The organism is Sphingobacterium alkalisoli (genome assembly GCF_005049105.1).
Lineage (GTDB): Bacteria > Bacteroidota > Bacteroidia > Sphingobacteriales > Sphingobacteriaceae > Sphingobacterium > Sphingobacterium alkalisoli.
Genome location: NZ_SUKA01000001.1, coordinates 103,433 through 118,658, shown reverse-complemented (window position 1 = coordinate 118,658; position 15,226 = coordinate 103,433). Strand labels below are relative to the sequence as shown.

Sequence of the window (15,226 nt, the reverse complement as noted above, 5' to 3'; positions counted from 1 at the left end):
AATGGAAAAAACGTACACAAGTGTTTGGAATAGTTGTCTTCAGGTTATAAAAGACAATATCCCAACACAAAGTTTCAAGACATGGTTCGAGCCGGTAAAAGCTGTTCGTTTGGAAGGAAACGTTTTGACTATTCAAGTACCAAGTTTGTTTTTCTACGAATGGTTGGAAGAGCACTATGTGGGTATTCTTCGTAAGACAGTTAAAAAGTTTTTAGGTGAACAAGGTCGTCTAGAATACAATATTGTAGTAGAAAAATCTTCGACTAATATACCATATACGACTAATATTCCTTCAACTGGAAATGGTGCGGAAGCAAAAAAGCAGTCAATTCCGGTTCCTGTAGCGCTTAATAAGAATATCAAGAATCCTTTTGTTATTCCTGGATTGAAGAAATTACAAGTAGATCCGCAATTAAATCAAAACTATACATTTGATAATTTTATTGAAGGTGAATGTAATCGTTTGGCCCGTTCAGCTGGATATGCTGTTGCTAATAAACCAGGAGGTACTTCTTTTAATCCACTAATGATTTATGGAGATGTAGGATTAGGTAAAACTCACCTAGCGCAAGCTATTGGAAATGAAATTAAGAAAAATCTTTCAGATAAGCTCGTTATTTATGTGTCTTGTGAAAAATTCTGTCAGCAGTTTGTTGATTCACTGAAAAACAATACCATCAATGATTTTGTAAACTTCTATCAAGCGATGGACGTGATTATAATGGATGATGTACACAATTTTGCCGGGAAAGAGAAAACACAAGATATATTCTTTCATATATTCAACCATTTACACCAATCGGGAAAGCAGATTATTTTGACTTCCGATAAAGCGCCCAAAGATTTGTCGGGTTTAGAAGAGAGGTTATTAAGCCGTTTTAAATGGGGATTATCGGCAGATATACAGATTCCTGATTTGGAGACTAGAATGGCTATCTTGAAAAAGAAAATGTATTCTGATGGTATAGAATTACCCGATAGTGTAGTAGAATATGTTGCTACACAAATTGATAATAGTGTTCGGGAATTAGAAGGTGCCATGGTATCTTTGTTGGCTCAGTCTACCTTGAATAAGAAAGAAATAGATTTGAACTTAGCAAAGTCTATGTTAAAGAATTTTGTTAAGAACACAAACAAAGAGATTTCTATGGAATATATCCAAAAGTTAGTTTGTGAATATTTCGAAGTACCCGTTGAGATGGTCAAATCAAAGGTGCGTAAGAGAGAGATCGTACAGGCCCGTCAGATTTCTATGTATCTAGCTAAAAATCACACAAAATCTTCCCTGAAATCAATAGGTAATTTTTTTGGTGGCAGAGATCACTCCACTGTTATTTATGCCTGCCAAACAGTAGAGGATTTAATTGAAACGGATAAAAAGTTTAAAACTTATGTGCAGGATATCCAAAAGAAATTAAAAGCGTCATAAGGTGCAAATGTCAATAAAAAAGGAATTCATTTTTATGAATTCCTTTTTTATTGACGTTACATTTTTAATTATTGTACTGGTTGCATAGAAGAGGTTTTTTCAGCTTTTTTAGCATTACGTTCTTCGATATATTTAACAAATTCGGGTTTTTGTTCTTCAGTAAGCAACTCTGATATTTTTGCATCCGCTGTCGAAGTCAATGTCGAGATTTGTTCATTAATCACATCTTCAGATAATGTAGTATCTGCTTTTAGCGCATATTTTGCTGTCTTTTTCTCTAAAACAATATTATATACGGAAGCCTGCTGTTCTTCAGTGAGCGTCAATTTTTCGGTAAGCGTTGTTACTACTTCCGTTGCTTTTTCCTCTGGTGTACCTTGTTGAGCAAATGTTAATGTAATAGCAAATAAGAAGCTCAATCCTGTTAAAATTAATTTTTTCATAGCATTAAATTTTTAAAATGTTTAAATATTATATTTTTAACCGTTGTTGATATAATAACAGCCAAAAACACAAATATGTTGTATTAATGTATCTATTTTGTTACATTTTAACATGATTTAACAAATTAAAAAGGGTGAATAATTTATTATTCACCCTTTAACTGTCTAATATTGAGATTATTACTCTTTACTTCTCGCTTGCCTGCGTTGTACTCGCCCTTTTTGTACCTCTTCATACTTTTTGATTTGATCTTCGGTCAAAAAGGATTTGATCTTTGTATCGTATTCATTTCGAGAAGATTTCATTTGTTCTAAGCGTTTTTCCCTGTCTCCACCCCCTTGTTGAAATAAGGCCTGTTGCTTTTTAGTCTGTTCAAGGGAATGTTTATAAATAGAATCACGTTGACTTTGATCTAAATTTAAGGCGGTACCGAGTCTTTCTACTTCTGCTTTAGCTCTTTCTTCTGGCGTTCTATTTTGACCCAGTCCTTGACGATTACCCCTTTCTTGGCCTACAGCTGCAGAGGCAGATAGGGTTATAGCTATTAATACTAATATTAAATTTTTCATATGCATACTATTAATGATCTTATGTAGAATAAAAATCAGGAATTTATTCTATAAAAAAGCACAAAAGGAAGAAGTTTAGTAAACATTAACCTTTATTAATGTTCATTAACACTTTGAGCATGAGAAAGGTAGTTTAATATATGCTGATCAAATGTACTCTGATCGGTAATAAAGTCTAATTGTACGGGAATATAATATATTGGAATAGCCGATAAGATCTTGTCCTGGAGGCGGTGTATATCTTTTTCTGTGGTAATAATTATTTTATTTCCCGTAATGTTTTGAAAAGCAGAGTGGATTTTAATATAGTCCGTTTCACTAAAATTATGATGATCGGGAAAAGTTAATTGTTTAATGGAAATGACTTTATCAACAAGATATTCTTTTAGGGGTAAGGGATTGGCTATACCGGTGAGTAAAAGGATATGATAAGCCGATAGATTAAATTCTACTGGCAAATGCGTACGATCTCTTAGTTGCTCGTATTTGATGGCAGAATAAAATATTGGTGCCTCAGAATGCTTTCTGATGCGATGCTTTATATGTTGTCGCTGTTCCAATGAAAGTTGACGAGGGCATTTGGTGATCACGATTAAGTTTGCCCGAGCTGAAGCCGAGAAGTTATCTCTAAAATTTCCCGTCGGGAGTGTAATAGTTGTAGAAAATAAAGAAACAAAATCAAAAAGTAAAACGGTATATCCGGGTTTTAATCTGCGATGTTGATAAGCATCATCTAAAATAATAACCTGGTGACTATTCTTCAATATTTCGATCCCCTTACACCTATCTTCGCTAACTGCCACAGTGAGCTTTGGAAATTTGGTTTTGAATTGTAGGGGCTCATCGCCTACTTCTATAGCTGTTGAAGTCATCTCAACATATCGGAAACCAGACGTTTTACGTCCGTATCCACGACTTAAAGTTGCTACCCTAAAATGCGAAGATAATAAACGAATAAGGTATTCTGTCATTGGACTTTTACCTGTCCCTCCTATCGCTAAGTTTCCAATCACAATGTTGGGTACATCAAATGATTTGCTTTTTAGAATGCCCTCATCGTAAAGTTTATTTCTAACCCAGACAATGAGGAGGTAAGCTAGGCTAATTGGTAACAATATCCACCGGAGTAGCGGGATCATTTTTTTACGAGTTTAATTCCCACGTTGATGATCTCTTTTAGCGGATTTTCGCGCATATTTTGTTCCACTGCAAATTCATATTTACCGGTATCTGGGAAAGTAAAATTTTCTTTAGCCAAATATTGATTTTCGTAAATACCTCCTGCTGAATTGCTTAACCATCTTCCGTCTAATTGAGCGAGCACAATCTCCTTTCTATAGACGGTGTCTTTTAATCCCTTTCCTTTTTCATGAAACAAGATAAATACGTTGGAGAATTTATAGTTAGCACTATGCCTTAAATTGATATACACATCATATTTGATGGTAGAGTCATCAATATCTACTTCAAATTTTTGAATATTGTCGTAAGACCAAGATTGGTTAGGCATTGTGAAATTCTTTTCATAATAAGCCCCATCTATACAAGAAGCAAGTAAAATAACTACACTGGCTACGATTAAAAGATGCTTATGCATAATACCAAAATTTGGAAAGATCTACTCACTTACTCACCCGTTTTATTTGATTTATCGTTGTTTCTGTTCCTATTGCGATTATTAAATCGTCTTTTTGGTCTTGACTGATTTTCTGCAGTATTCTCCGTTTTCCTTTCACCTTGATTTTTAGGAAGTTGTTTCCTTTCGCTAGATGGATTTTCTTTCGTTCCAGCAGTCGTAACGGGTGGGTTTTTTGGTTTGTTTTTTTTCTTTTTCTTTCTTCTATTCTTTTCATCGAGACGTGTCAGACTATCTTGTCCAACCACATTTTCATAATCCAAAACAGCGGGTTTTTTAACCTCTAGTTTTTCCGGGGTGTGCTCCAACGCTTCAGGTTTTACACCACCTCTATTCATTTCAGCAAATTCTCGCACTTTATCAATTGATAATGGAATCCAGTTCTCTACTCCCGGGTAGGAAAACCACATCGTTTTTTTGAATATGTCGGTTTTCTGCAGGTAAGCCATCCCTGCTAAGGTTTCGAGACGATCTACATCATTGGGAATGTCTTTGAGGGCATCCATGTAACTATCTAATTCATAATTTAAGCAACATTTCAGCTTGCCACATTGTCCAGCTAATTTAAGCGTATTTAAGGATAAATTTTGATAACGTGCCGCTGAAGTAGACACGGTTTTGAAATCAGTAAGCCAGGTAGAACAACATAATTCTCTTCCACAGGATCCAATTCCGCCAAGTCTGCTTGCTTCTTGACGCATACCAATTTGTCGCATTTCAATGCGGATACGAAAGGTCTCGGCCATTCTTTTGATCAGTTCACGAAAATCTACGCGACCTTCTGCTGTATAATAGAAAGTTGCTTTAGTTTTGTCTCCCTGATAATCTACATCCGATATTTTCATAGAAAGTCCTAAATCCAGAGCTAGTTTGCGGGCTTTATGCATGGTTTCCCATTCCAACTCTTTCGCCGCATTAAACTTAGCAACATCCATTTCATTGGCTTTCCGGTATACCTTTTTCGCAACTGAATCGGGGACTACGTTATTTTTTTTGAGTTGTAATCGTACCAATTCACCCGTCAAAGAAACGTGTCCTATATCATATCCTCCCGTAGAAGGCTCTACAGCAACCATCTCACCCATTTCTAAGTAGATATTATCTGTATTGATAAAAAAGTCTTTACGAGATCCTTTAAAACGAATCTCTACGATATTAAATGGTTTATAATTTGATGGCAAATCCATGTCGGAAAGCCAGTCGTATACATCTAATTTATTACATCCGCTAGTCATACATGAGCCATTATCCTGGCATCCTGCTGGTACAGTGCCTAATTTGCTACTGCTTCCACAACTTCCGGACGAGCAACTGCCACATCCCATATTTTTATTTTATATATATTGAGCCCCTTTCGGGAACGTTTGATATTTGAACAATAAAATTAATTGCAAAGACAAATCTAAAAATAATATTTTAGGATTTGCATTTCTTTCAATTGCGTAATGTGCTTTTTCAAGCAGTCCTATCGCTTCTTCTAATTGCTCAAATTGATAAATTCCACTAAATTTTTCAACAAAAATCAGCTCTTCCTGCTGCAAAAACACTAAATCGCGTAAGCCTTGTTGCATCAATATAATTTGTCGCAACATATTAATGGCATAAAGTAAGAAACTTTTTTGGTTTTCTCGTCCTAATTTTGCAAGATTTTCATCACACAAAGAAATAATTTCCGAGCCGTTGTCCGAATAAATATGACGAAGCCAGTACACGAACAGGTCAAATGTTTTATTTTCGCTTTCTTGTTGAATAAGATTTAAAGCCTCTTGAATATTTCCATCAGCAATAAAAGCGATCTCATTGGCCTTTTTAGGATCAATATTTTTGTTTTCAATAAGAAAATTCTTGATTTTATCGTGTTGTAATTTATTGATTTTGATCAGTTGGGTACGAGAAATAATAGTATTAATTATTTTGTCCTGATTTTCTGCCACTAGTAAGAAGAGTGTCTTTTCTGGAGGTTCTTCAATTAATTTCAATAGTGCATTCCCTTGCGTATCCAAATATTCAGGCAGCCACATGATCAACACTTTATATTCAGCCTCAAAGGATTTGAGACTTAACTTTTTAATAATACTATGCGCTTCTGCTATATTGATATTTGCTTGTTTATTTTCGGCCTCCAGTTGGTCTCTCCAAAAGGATAAACCCATATAGGGGTTTGCTATAAAAGATTTACGCCAACTTTCAATATAGGTCGTTGCTGTTTCGTCTTTACCTTTTGCAAAAAAAGGATAGGAAAAATGTAAATCCGGATGAATTAATTTTTCGTATTTCCGGCAGGATGGACAGCGTCCGCAGCTATCATCATCTTCCCTATCTTCACAATTTACGTACTGAGCATAGGCTACTGCCAAGGCGAGACTTCCAGAACCTTCTGGTCCTAAAAACAATTGTGCGTGACTTACCCGGTTTTCGTTCACCGTGTTGAGTAAATGTGCTTTAATGTCTTCGTGCCCTAAAATCTCTTTAAACTGCATATCTCTTGACTACAAACTTAGATAAAATTGCTTATTCATACGCAATTTAATTGCTTTGGATATAAAACTAATGATCGATTTTTTTAGGACAGGAATGTAGTGATTTTATAATTGGGCTGGTTGAAACGATACAATAACCTTTCAACGGTATGGTAAAGATTTGATAATTTTTCTGTATTATTGCATATAAAAAATTTAGCAAATCAGAAATGAGATTTATTGTATCTACTTCAGTTTTATTAAAGCAATTGCAAGCTGTTAGCGGAGCTTCTAGTACTAGTACTGTGCTTCCAATATTGGAAAACTTTTTATTTGAAATCAAAGATAATACACTTACTATTTCGGCGACAGATTTACAAACCAGTATGGTCACTTCGCTTCCAATTGAAGCGAAAGAAGAGGGTCGTGTAGCTATGCCATCCAAAATCTTGATAGATACGTTGAAAACTCTTCCAGATCAACCGGTAGCATTTTCGGTAGATACAAATACATTGGCTATTGAAATAAGCGCAGGAGATGGGAAATATAAATTAAGCGGGGAGAATGCCGACGATTTTCCTAAAATACCTGTTGTAGAAAATGCAACCATCGTAAATATTGTCGCGCCAATTTTAGCAGAAGCAATTAACAAAACGATTTTTGCAGTAAGTAATGATGAATTGCGCCCAGCAATGTCGGGGGTACTCGTACAACTGGGAGAGCAAAATGTGACTTTCGTAGCTACGGATGCACATCGTCTGGTCAGGTACCGCCGCACGGATATAGGTACTGAAAAGCCAACTTCTATTATACTTCCAAAAAAAGCGCTGACGTTATTGAAGTCTTCACTTCCTTCGGATGATGTGACGGTATCTATTGAATACAACAATACAAATGCTTTCTTTAAGTTTGGGAGCATTCACCTAATCTGTCGATTGGTAGATGAACGTTATCCGGATTACGAAGCCGTTATCCCTCAAGTAAACCCCAATAAGCTTACTGTCGACAGATCAGTATTCTTAAACACCCTTCGTAGGGTTGTAATTTTTGCAAATAAAACAACCCATCAGGTACGATTAAAGATTAATGGGAGTGAGTTGCATATATCGGCGGAAGATTTGGATTTTTCCAATGAAGCGCACGAAAGGCTAAGCTGTCAATTTGAAGGTGAAGATTTAGAGATCGGCTTCAACGCCAAATTTTTGGTAGAGATGCTAAATAATCTGAATTGTGAAGAAGTTGTATTAGAAATGAGTACGCCAAATAGAGCAGGATTATTAGTACCGGCGATAAAACAAGATAATGAAGATATCTTGATGTTGGTGATGCCTGTTATGTTAAATAATATCGGTTAATACATTTCATTTTGGAATTAATTCATTCTTTAATAGATTTTATACTTCACATTGATGACCATCTTGTGGAGATTGTTAATGATTATCAGTATTGGACATATTTGATACTGTTCTTGATAATTTTTGTTGAAACCGGTGTGGTTGTCATGCCTTTTTTACCCGGTGATTCGTTATTATTTGCAGCAGGCATGCTAGCTGCGCAACCTAATGAGTTAAATATAGGGATTATGATTATCCTCTTATTAATTGCGGCGATTTCTGGTGATTCACTTAATTATGCCATAGGAAAAAAGTTTGGGATGCGGATTACGAAGTTCAAACTTTTTGGTAAGCAAATGGTAACAGATGATCAGATTACCAAAACACATTCCTTTTACGAGAAGTATGGTAGCAAAACGATTGTAATTGCTCGTTTTGTTCCTATCGTAAGAACCCTCGCTCCTTTCGTTGGAGGTATAGGAAAAATGAATTATGGAACATTCATTACTTATAACATTATAGGAGCACTTCTTTGGGTTATTGGAATAACCTTGGCAGGATACTTTTTGGGAAATATTCCTATTATAAGAGATAACTTTTCAAAAGTAGTGTTGATCATTATTTTCGTTTCTATAGTTCCAATTCTATTCGAAGTTGCTAAGGAAAAATTCACTAGAAAAAAGGAAGCTTCTTAATCTATGCTTTCTTTGTGAAGCAGCTGTTCTCCAATGATGACGTATTTATTGTTTCCCACATGCTGCCCTGGCGATTAGATCTATCCAGTATCCAATAAGCTTTATCCCGTTTAAACGTCATGGTCGGTCATTAGTCTCTAATAGAAATATATTTTCATGCGTGTTCTCATTTTAGTAATTTGTCTTTTTTCATTTACAGCCCTTAGCGCTCAAAAGAAGAATATTATTGTTGATAAGTCGCAGGCCAAAGCGGCTTATGAATTACTGAACGATATTCGAATGAATCCAAAAAAATATGCCAAGGAATTGGGAATTTCTAATATCTCAAAAGTGAAGCGTACGAAATTAATCTGGAATAACACTTTAGCTAAAGTAGCTGAATTTAGAGCTTATGATATGGCTAATCATAACTATTTTGATCATACTTCACCCAAAGGTATTGGTCCGAATCATTATATCTCGGAAGCGGGGTATTCATTGAATAGCGACTGGTTAAAGAAGCGCTCTGCTAATAACTTCGAATCTATTGCAGCCAATCACCCTTCTGCTTCGGAGGGTATAAAAGCGTTTATTATTGGGAAAAACTCGCCGGGTTTTATGCACCGGAAGCATGTTTTAGGAATGGATGAATGGAATGCGTCGCTCGTTGATATAGGTATTGGTTTTGTGCGTGTACCTTCAGGTTCTCGTTATACGACTTATTTATGTGTCCTGATCGCCAAACATGACTGGTAGACGCCTGTTTTTCTGGCTTTTTACGACTGCATAGAATATTCATAGATGTGGGTGCGTTGTTGACAGTGAATATTTTATACCTTTGCATATGATAAAATCAATGACAGGATATGGTGTTGGCTCGAAAGAAAACGAGCAGGTAAAATACACTGTGGAAATCAAATCCCTAAATTCTAAGTTCTTGGAACTCAGTATCCGCCTTCCAAAAGTAGTCTCCGATAAAGAATTAACTTTGCGCGGTGAGTGTAGTAAACTTATTGAACGAGGCAAAGTCAATGTAATGATATCTTCAGAATACACTGATCAAACAGCAAAAGCCTCTACAATCAATGGCGACCTGCTTAAAAAGTATTATACACAACTTCAGGAAATTGCTTTTCAAGTAGGAGATAAAGATGCTTCTTTGTTTGGTTTGGCCTTGAATATGCCCGAGGTGGTGACTAATAACGAAGATGAAGTGGATGAAGAAGAAGGTAAAATTTTAATGGAAGCTTTTCATCAAGCTATAGAGAAATTTAATACGTTTCGTTTGGATGAGGGCAAAGTTCTAAAGGCGGATTTGGAGAGCCGTGTTAAAATGATTTTATCCTTTTTATTGGAAGTGGAATCAACAGAGGGAGATCGGATACCCTTGATCCGCGAGCGAATTAGTCAGTACATGGATGATGCGGTAGGAAAAGAGAATATTGACAGAAACCGTTTCGAACAAGAACTGATTTTTTATATTGATAAATTAGATATTACTGAAGAAAAAGTTCGTTTGAAAAGTCATTGTAACTACTTCTTAGAGGCATTGACTGCAACTGATTCTAATGGAAAAAAATTAGGCTTTATTTCTCAGGAAATGGGCAGGGAAATCAACACGTTAGGATCAAAGGCGAATCATGCGGGTATTCAACAAATAATCGTTCGGATGAAAGAAGAATTGGAAAAGGTTAAAGAGCAGTTGCTAAATGTATTATAGTAATGAATGGTAAATTAATAATTTTCTCCGCACCATCGGGTGCGGGAAAAACGACGATAGTAAGACATATTTTAGGACGTTATAGTGATAAATTCGAGTTCTCGATTTCTGCTAGCACACGTGATCCACGCGGAATAGAAGAGGATGGAAAAGACTACTATTTTATCTCAAAGGATGATTTTTTGCATAAGATAGCAAAACATGAGTTTATTGAATTTGAAGAGGTTTATGCAGGCACCTTTTATGGTACGTTGCGTTCGGAGTTGGAACGGATATGGGCTTTGGGAAAACATGTCATCTTTGATATTGATGTGATTGGCGGACTGCGTTTAAAATCGAAATATCCAGACGACGCTCTTGCTATTTTTGTCAATCCCCCATCTTTGGAAGTTTTAAAAGAACGCCTCTCAGGACGCGGTACCGATTCAGAAGAAAAATTGAAAGAACGTTTTGCAAAAGCGGAACTGGAACTATCGTACGCCGATAAATTTGATGTGGTACTGAATAATTTTGACCTAGATACAGCATGCAAGGAAGCTGAAACGTTAGTGTTGGATTTTTTAAAGGATAATGGTAAATAAAAAAATTGGTCTATTCTTTGGCTCGTTCAACCCCATTCATATAGGTCATCTGATTATTGCGAATTATATGGCTAATTATACTGAACTGGATGAGGTATGGTTTGTCGTATCTCCTCAAAACCCGTTCAAAGAAAAAAAAAGTTTGGGAAATATGTATGATCGATTGGAAATGGTAAACCTCGCGATCGAGAATACAGAAAACCTGAAGGCCTCCGATATCGAATTTAAGTTACCACGACCCTCTTATACAATCGATACCCTAATGCATTTAGGAGAAAAATATCCAACGAAAGATTTTTTTTTGATTATGGGAGAAGATAATTTAGCAGGTCTTCCGAAATGGAAAAATGTAGATATTATCCTTCGGGATTATAAAGTAATAGTGTATCCCCGGGCTGGATCCCACGGCGACGAATTAAAAAATCACCCTTCCGTTATTATGACGCAAACTCCCCTCATGGAACTGTCATCGACCTTTCTCCGCAAATCTATTAAAGAAGGCAAAAGCATTAAGTTTTATACAACAGATAAGGTTATTGATTTTATAGAGAAAAAAGGTCTGTATTCGTAGAGGTGTCACTAACGAGAAATGCCATTGTATAGTTATATACAATGGCATTTCTCGTTAGAATAGCTTCAATGTTATCGACCCATCCAACCCCCGTCTACAGTAAGAATGGTGCCGTGTACATAGTCAGAAGCTTTTGAAGCCAAGAATACAGCGGGTCCTTTGAAATCTTCCGGTTCTCCCCATCGTGCGGCAGGAATGCGTCCTAATATAGAAGCCGAACGTTCGGCATCTTCGCGCAATGCTTCCGTATTATCGGTAGCGATGTAACCTGGAGCGATTGCGTTTACATTAACGCCTTTGGAAGCCCATTCGTTGGCAAATGCTTTTACCAAAGAACCGATAGCCCCTTTTGAAGCAGCATATCCCGGCACATTGATTCCACCCTGGAAAGTTAATAAAGAGGCGGTAAATACAATTTTACCAGAACCGCGTGCAATCATATCTCTACCGATTTCTCGGGTCAAGATAAATTGAGCGTTTTGATTAATTTCTATGATTTCATCCCAATATTCATCAGGATGCTCCGCAGCAGGCTTACGTAAAATATTTCCTGCATTGTTGAAGAGAATATCTATTTGAGGGTGTTCTTTTTTTACTTTTTCAATAAATTTATAAAGCTCTTTGCGTTTTGAAAAATCGCATTGGTACGCATAGAAATTTCGACCGATTGCCTTGATCGATTGTTCGACTTTGGAGTTTTCCAATTCTAAAGTTGCTGATACACCGATAATATCTGCTCCAGCCTCTGCAAGCGCTTCCGCCAATGCTTTACCGATACCTCTTTTACACCCCGAAACGAGCGCAACTTTTCCGGTTAAATCGAAAGAATTTAATATTGACATATAGTTCGTTATTTATTTTAGATCAGTTATTGCGGCTTTGTCCATATCGTCGTAGTCCATGTTCTCTCCGGCCATGCCCCAAATAAAGGTATAATTGCTTGTTCCGGCACCAGAGTGGATCGACCAGGGTGGAGAAATAACGGCTTGTTCATTTTGCATCCAAATGTGTCGGGTCTCATCGATGGGTCCCATAAAATGGGAAACAGACTGTCCTTCAGGTACGTCAAAATAGAAATACACTTCCATACGACGATCATGTGTATGAGCTGGCATGGTGTTCCAAACAGAACCCGGTTTTAATTCCGTCATTCCCATTTGTAATTGACACGTTTGAATAACAGTATGCAGCAACATCTGGTTAATTGTGCGGTGATTGGCCGTTTCCAAAGCACCTAGTTCAATTTTATTTGCTTCAGCTTTGGTTACGCGTTTTGTTGGATAGGTGTGATGAGCTGGCGTGGAATTTAAATAAAACTTTGCCGGTTTGCTTGCATCGTTGCTGACAAAATAAACTTCTTTAGCGCCTTTTCCGATGTATAATGCCTCCTTGTAATTCACCTCGAAAGTTTCCCCATCGACTTCTACTTTTCCATCTCCGCCGACATTGATAATACCTAGTTCCCGACGCGCCAAAAAATAGGGTTCTTTTAGCAACGGTTCAATTGTATCGAGTTTTAATTTTCCATTAACCGGAAGCGCTCCTCCTGCCATATAGCGGTCATAATGGGTATAAACAAAGTGAACTTTATCTTCGAAGAAAAGTTTATCGATTAAAAAATTTTCACGAAGACCTTTCGTGTCTAAAGATTTAGCTTCGTTCGGTCCAATGGCGTATCGGCTCTCAAAGGTAATGTTACTCATAGTCTAGTTGAATTTTAAAATAAACCCTAAACTTAGATAAAATTAAGCTGATATGCAATTTAATTGGGATGCGGCTAGCTGAATTTAGTCGATTTTTCTTTCTAACTTCGCAGTATGGTAAAGAAAAAAGCAACTATTTTGGTGGTAAATGATGACGGCATTACTGCGCCAGGTATCAAAGTACTTATAGAAGAAATGCAAAAATTAGGAGAAGTGGTGGTGGTTGCTCCGGATAGTCCACAATCGGGAATGGGGCATGCTATCACGATCGGAAAGCCGCTCCGTTTGGATAAAATTGACTTGTATGAAGGCGTGGAAATGTATAAATGCTCCGGTACACCAGTAGACTGTGTCAAATTAGCGGTAAACAAAATTTTTAAAGGGAAAAAGCCTGATTTATGTGTATCGGGTATTAACCATGGGTTGAATTATTCCATTAACGTGCTGTATTCGGGGACGATGTCAGCTGCCGTAGAGGGAGCGATAGAGGATATTCCGTCGATAGGGTTTTCGTTAGATGACTTTTCCCATCATGCCGATTTTTCGCATTGTCGACCTTATGTACGGGCTATAGCGCAACAAGTGTTGGACAATGGTTTACAAAAAGCAACTTTGTTGAATGTCAATTTTCCGCATATCAGTAAGGAGTTAAAAGGTATAAAAATATGTCGACAGGCGACAGCCAAGTGGTTTGAGGAGTTTGACGAGCGCCTGGACCCGTATAACAGAGAGTATTTTTGGATGACTGGTAAATTTCACTTGTTAGATCGAGGAGAGGATACCGATGCTTTTGCGCTAAGCAATGGTTATGTTTCGATTGTTCCTACACAATTTGACATGACAGCCCACCATACCATTACGGAGTTAAATTCCTGGAATTTTGATGTAAAATAAAATATGAGAAACTCGTTAATTCAAGGTCTGTTAATTGGCGCTATTGCCCCTTTAATAGCTTTTTTGCTTACTGTTTATACTGATCTTGAAATCGTGCTATCTTCAGATAAGCCCATTTTTTTATATGTCGTAGCCGCCGCGGTTAATTTAATAATGACGCGTATCTTGTTTAAAAGAGGATATGAAACTACCGGACGGGGTGTAGTTTTGATAACCTTTATCGGTGCATTGTTGCTTGTTTTTGGAACAAAATTGAAAATTTAGGAATATGGAACTAACGTTGGGCTTTTCGCCTTGTCCAAACGATACATTTATCTTCGATGCACTGATACATCATAAAATTGATACGAAAGGGCTGACATTTCGGGTGGAGTACTATGATGTCGAGACGCTTAATGATAAAGCATTTAATAATGAGCTAGATATTACCAAACTAAGCTATCATGCTTTTGCATATGCGGTGGATAAATACGAATTACTCGACGCAGGTAGTGCTTTAGGTTTCGGCGTAGGGCCGTTATTGATTACAAAAGGTGAAAATTTGGCCACTAAGCTGAAACAATACCCAGAAAAGGATCTACCGGCAGCATTGCAGGATTTGCGGGTTGGTATTCCGGGCAGATATACGACAGCCAATTTTTTACTCGGATTGGCTTTTCCAACTTTGCAAAGTAAGCAAGAGCTGGTTTTTTCGGATATCGAACAGGCTTTGTTGGACAATGAGATTGATTTGGGCCTGATTATTCACGAAAATAGATTTACGTATCAAGATAAAGGCCTTTTTAAAGTGGTAGATCTCGGCGATTTCTGGGAAAAAAAGACACAGCAACCCATTCCGTTGGGCGGTATCGTTATCAAGCGTGATCTTCCAGCAGAAATTAAATTATTGGTCAATCAGCTTATCAGAGAAAGTGTTGAATACGCTTTCGCAAATCCCAAATCAGGATTGGAATACATCCGTTCGCATGCACAGGAGATGGAAGAAACGGTAATGTATAAACACATAGCGTTGTACGTTAATAAATATTCCATACATCTGGGAAAGGACGGCCGATCTGCTGTGAACATACTATTCGATAAGGCCCTTGAATTGGGTCTTATACCGAAATTTGACACGAATATTTTTCTGACATAAAAAAAAGAAAAAAAAACCTTGTCATAGTGTAAGTTATCATCCTTAATAAGTAAATTTGCCCGATTAGTGCCAAATTG

18 protein-coding genes are annotated in these 15,226 nt (G+C 37.0%); 10 read left to right on the top strand and 8 right to left on the bottom strand.

Features of this window, described 5'->3' with window-relative positions; translation table 11 throughout:
- The first annotated feature begins 1 nt into the window (after window position 1).
- Window positions 2-1,429: a chromosomal replication initiator protein DnaA gene (gene dnaA / locus FAZ19_RS00555; RefSeq protein WP_136818656.1), complete on the top strand. Its 1,428-nt coding sequence runs from the start codon at window positions 2-4 to the stop codon at window positions 1,427-1,429.
- Window positions 1,430-1,497: 68 nt separating this feature from the next.
- Here dnaA and FAZ19_RS00550 read toward each other — a convergent pair whose 3' ends face one another.
- From FAZ19_RS00550 to FAZ19_RS00525, 6 genes are all read right to left on the bottom strand, one after another.
- A complete protein-coding gene (locus FAZ19_RS00550) occupies window positions 1,498-1,872 on the bottom strand; it encodes a hypothetical protein (protein ID WP_136818655.1) in 375 nt (124 codons plus the stop codon).
- A 180-nt stretch (window positions 1,873-2,052) separates the two neighbouring features.
- Entirely contained in the window at window positions 2,053-2,442 is a 390-nt protein-coding gene (locus FAZ19_RS00545; RefSeq protein ID WP_136818654.1) for a hypothetical protein, read from the bottom strand.
- 95 nt (window positions 2,443-2,537) lie between these two features.
- On the bottom strand, window positions 2,538-3,581 hold the full coding sequence (gene lpxK / locus FAZ19_RS00540) for a tetraacyldisaccharide 4'-kinase (protein ID WP_229707340.1): 1,044 nt from the start codon (window positions 3,579-3,581) through the stop codon (window positions 2,538-2,540).
- Window positions 3,578-4,039: a gliding motility lipoprotein GldH gene (locus FAZ19_RS00535; protein ID WP_136818653.1), complete on the bottom strand. Its 462-nt coding sequence runs from the start codon at window positions 4,037-4,039 to the stop codon at window positions 3,578-3,580. Before FAZ19_RS00535 ends, lpxK begins: the two co-directional genes overlap by 4 nt.
- A 29-nt stretch (window positions 4,040-4,068) precedes the next feature.
- Complete coding sequence (locus tag FAZ19_RS00530; protein ID WP_188876075.1) at window positions 4,069-5,403, bottom strand: PSP1 domain-containing protein; 1,335 nt, start codon at window positions 5,401-5,403, stop codon at window positions 4,069-4,071.
- A 9-nt stretch (window positions 5,404-5,412) separates the two neighbouring features.
- Window positions 5,413-6,558, bottom strand: a complete 1,146-nt coding sequence (locus FAZ19_RS00525) for a DNA polymerase III subunit (protein ID WP_136818651.1) — start codon at window positions 6,556-6,558, stop codon at window positions 5,413-5,415.
- A gap of 209 nt (window positions 6,559-6,767) precedes the next feature.
- Here FAZ19_RS00525 and dnaN point away from each other — a divergent pair, with 209 nt between their 5' ends.
- The 6 genes from dnaN to nadD all read left to right on the top strand — a co-directional run bounded on the left by dnaN (window position 6,768) and on the right by nadD (window position 11,417).
- Window positions 6,768-7,892 carry a DNA polymerase III subunit beta gene (gene dnaN, locus FAZ19_RS00520; RefSeq protein WP_136818650.1) on the top strand — a complete coding sequence of 375 codons (1,125 nt, stop codon included), beginning with the start codon at window positions 6,768-6,770 and terminating at the stop codon, window positions 7,890-7,892.
- 11 nt (window positions 7,893-7,903) lie between these two features.
- On the top strand, window positions 7,904-8,566 hold the full coding sequence (locus tag FAZ19_RS00515) for a DedA family protein (protein WP_211245404.1): 663 nt from the start codon (window positions 7,904-7,906) through the stop codon (window positions 8,564-8,566).
- 156 nt (window positions 8,567-8,722) lie between these two features.
- Window positions 8,723-9,301, top strand: a complete 579-nt coding sequence (locus FAZ19_RS00510) for a CAP domain-containing protein (RefSeq protein ID WP_136818648.1) — start codon at window positions 8,723-8,725, stop codon at window positions 9,299-9,301.
- A gap of 88 nt (window positions 9,302-9,389) precedes the next feature.
- Window positions 9,390-10,265: a YicC/YloC family endoribonuclease gene (locus FAZ19_RS00505; protein ID WP_136818647.1), complete on the top strand. Its 876-nt coding sequence runs from the start codon at window positions 9,390-9,392 to the stop codon at window positions 10,263-10,265.
- A gap of 2 nt (window positions 10,266-10,267) precedes the next feature.
- On the top strand, window positions 10,268-10,846 hold the full coding sequence (gene gmk, locus FAZ19_RS00500; protein ID WP_136818646.1) for a guanylate kinase: 579 nt from the start codon (window positions 10,268-10,270) through the stop codon (window positions 10,844-10,846).
- Window positions 10,836-11,417, top strand: coding sequence for a nicotinate (nicotinamide) nucleotide adenylyltransferase (gene nadD / locus FAZ19_RS00495; protein WP_136818645.1), 582 nt, complete (start codon window positions 10,836-10,838; stop codon window positions 11,415-11,417). The genes gmk and nadD overlap by 11 nt, the downstream gene beginning before the upstream one ends.
- A gap of 71 nt (window positions 11,418-11,488) precedes the next feature.
- Here the strand turns inward: nadD and FAZ19_RS00490 are convergent, their stop codons facing one another.
- Both FAZ19_RS00490 and kduI read right to left on the bottom strand, forming a co-directional pair.
- On the bottom strand, window positions 11,489-12,253 hold the full coding sequence (locus tag FAZ19_RS00490) for an SDR family oxidoreductase (RefSeq protein ID WP_188876082.1): 765 nt from the start codon (window positions 12,251-12,253) through the stop codon (window positions 11,489-11,491).
- A gap of 18 nt (window positions 12,254-12,271) precedes the next feature.
- On the bottom strand, window positions 12,272-13,120 hold the full coding sequence (gene kduI / locus FAZ19_RS00485) for a 5-dehydro-4-deoxy-D-glucuronate isomerase (RefSeq protein WP_136818643.1): 849 nt from the start codon (window positions 13,118-13,120) through the stop codon (window positions 12,272-12,274).
- Window positions 13,121-13,234: 114 nt separating this feature from the next.
- Here kduI and surE point away from each other — a divergent pair, with 114 nt between their 5' ends.
- Genes surE through FAZ19_RS00470 form a run of 3 tightly spaced genes read left to right on the top strand, consistent with a single transcriptional unit; the run spans window position 13,235 to window position 15,149 of the window.
- Window positions 13,235-14,014, top strand: coding sequence for a 5'/3'-nucleotidase SurE (gene surE / locus FAZ19_RS00480; protein ID WP_136818642.1), 780 nt, complete (start codon window positions 13,235-13,237; stop codon window positions 14,012-14,014).
- Between the two features lie 3 nt (window positions 14,015-14,017).
- A complete protein-coding gene (locus FAZ19_RS00475) occupies window positions 14,018-14,278 on the top strand; it encodes a hypothetical protein (RefSeq protein WP_136818641.1) in 261 nt (86 codons plus the stop codon).
- A gap of 4 nt (window positions 14,279-14,282) precedes the next feature.
- Window positions 14,283-15,149 (top strand): menaquinone biosynthesis family protein, encoded by an 867-nt coding sequence (locus FAZ19_RS00470; protein WP_136818640.1) that lies wholly within the window; start codon window positions 14,283-14,285, stop codon window positions 15,147-15,149.
- The last annotated feature ends 77 nt before the right edge of the window (window positions 15,150-15,226 follow it).

Excerpts from the sequence above, each read along its gene's own strand:
- dnaA (WP_136818656.1), top strand. The coding sequence starts at position 2 with ATGGAAAAAACGTACACAAGTGTTTGGAATAGTTGTCTTCAGGTTATA.
- FAZ19_RS00550 (WP_136818655.1), bottom strand. The coding sequence starts at position 1,872 with ATGAAAAAATTAATTTTAACAGGATTGAGCTTCTTATTTGCTATTACA.
- FAZ19_RS00545 (WP_136818654.1), bottom strand. The coding sequence starts at position 2,442 with ATGAAAAATTTAATATTAGTATTAATAGCTATAACCCTATCTGCCTCT.
- lpxK (WP_229707340.1), bottom strand. The coding sequence starts at position 3,581 with ATGATCCCGCTACTCCGGTGGATATTGTTACCAATTAGCCTAGCTTAC.
- FAZ19_RS00535 (WP_136818653.1), bottom strand. The coding sequence starts at position 4,039 with ATGCATAAGCATCTTTTAATCGTAGCCAGTGTAGTTATTTTACTTGCT.
- FAZ19_RS00530 (WP_188876075.1), bottom strand. The coding sequence starts at position 5,403 with ATGGGATGTGGCAGTTGCTCGTCCGGAAGTTGTGGAAGCAGTAGCAAA.
- FAZ19_RS00525 (WP_136818651.1), bottom strand. The coding sequence starts at position 6,558 with ATGCAGTTTAAAGAGATTTTAGGGCACGAAGACATTAAAGCACATTTA.
- dnaN (WP_136818650.1), top strand. The coding sequence starts at position 6,768 with ATGAGATTTATTGTATCTACTTCAGTTTTATTAAAGCAATTGCAAGCT.
- FAZ19_RS00510 (WP_136818648.1), top strand. The coding sequence starts at position 8,723 with ATGCGTGTTCTCATTTTAGTAATTTGTCTTTTTTCATTTACAGCCCTT.
- FAZ19_RS00505 (WP_136818647.1), top strand. The coding sequence starts at position 9,390 with ATGATAAAATCAATGACAGGATATGGTGTTGGCTCGAAAGAAAACGAG.
- gmk (WP_136818646.1), top strand. The coding sequence starts at position 10,268 with ATGAATGGTAAATTAATAATTTTCTCCGCACCATCGGGTGCGGGAAAA.
- nadD (WP_136818645.1), top strand. The coding sequence starts at position 10,836 with ATGGTAAATAAAAAAATTGGTCTATTCTTTGGCTCGTTCAACCCCATT.
- kduI (WP_136818643.1), bottom strand. The coding sequence starts at position 13,120 with ATGAGTAACATTACCTTTGAGAGCCGATACGCCATTGGACCGAACGAA.
- surE (WP_136818642.1), top strand. The coding sequence starts at position 13,235 with ATGGTAAAGAAAAAAGCAACTATTTTGGTGGTAAATGATGACGGCATT.
- FAZ19_RS00475 (WP_136818641.1), top strand. The coding sequence starts at position 14,018 with ATGAGAAACTCGTTAATTCAAGGTCTGTTAATTGGCGCTATTGCCCCT.
- FAZ19_RS00470 (WP_136818640.1), top strand. The coding sequence starts at position 14,283 with ATGGAACTAACGTTGGGCTTTTCGCCTTGTCCAAACGATACATTTATC.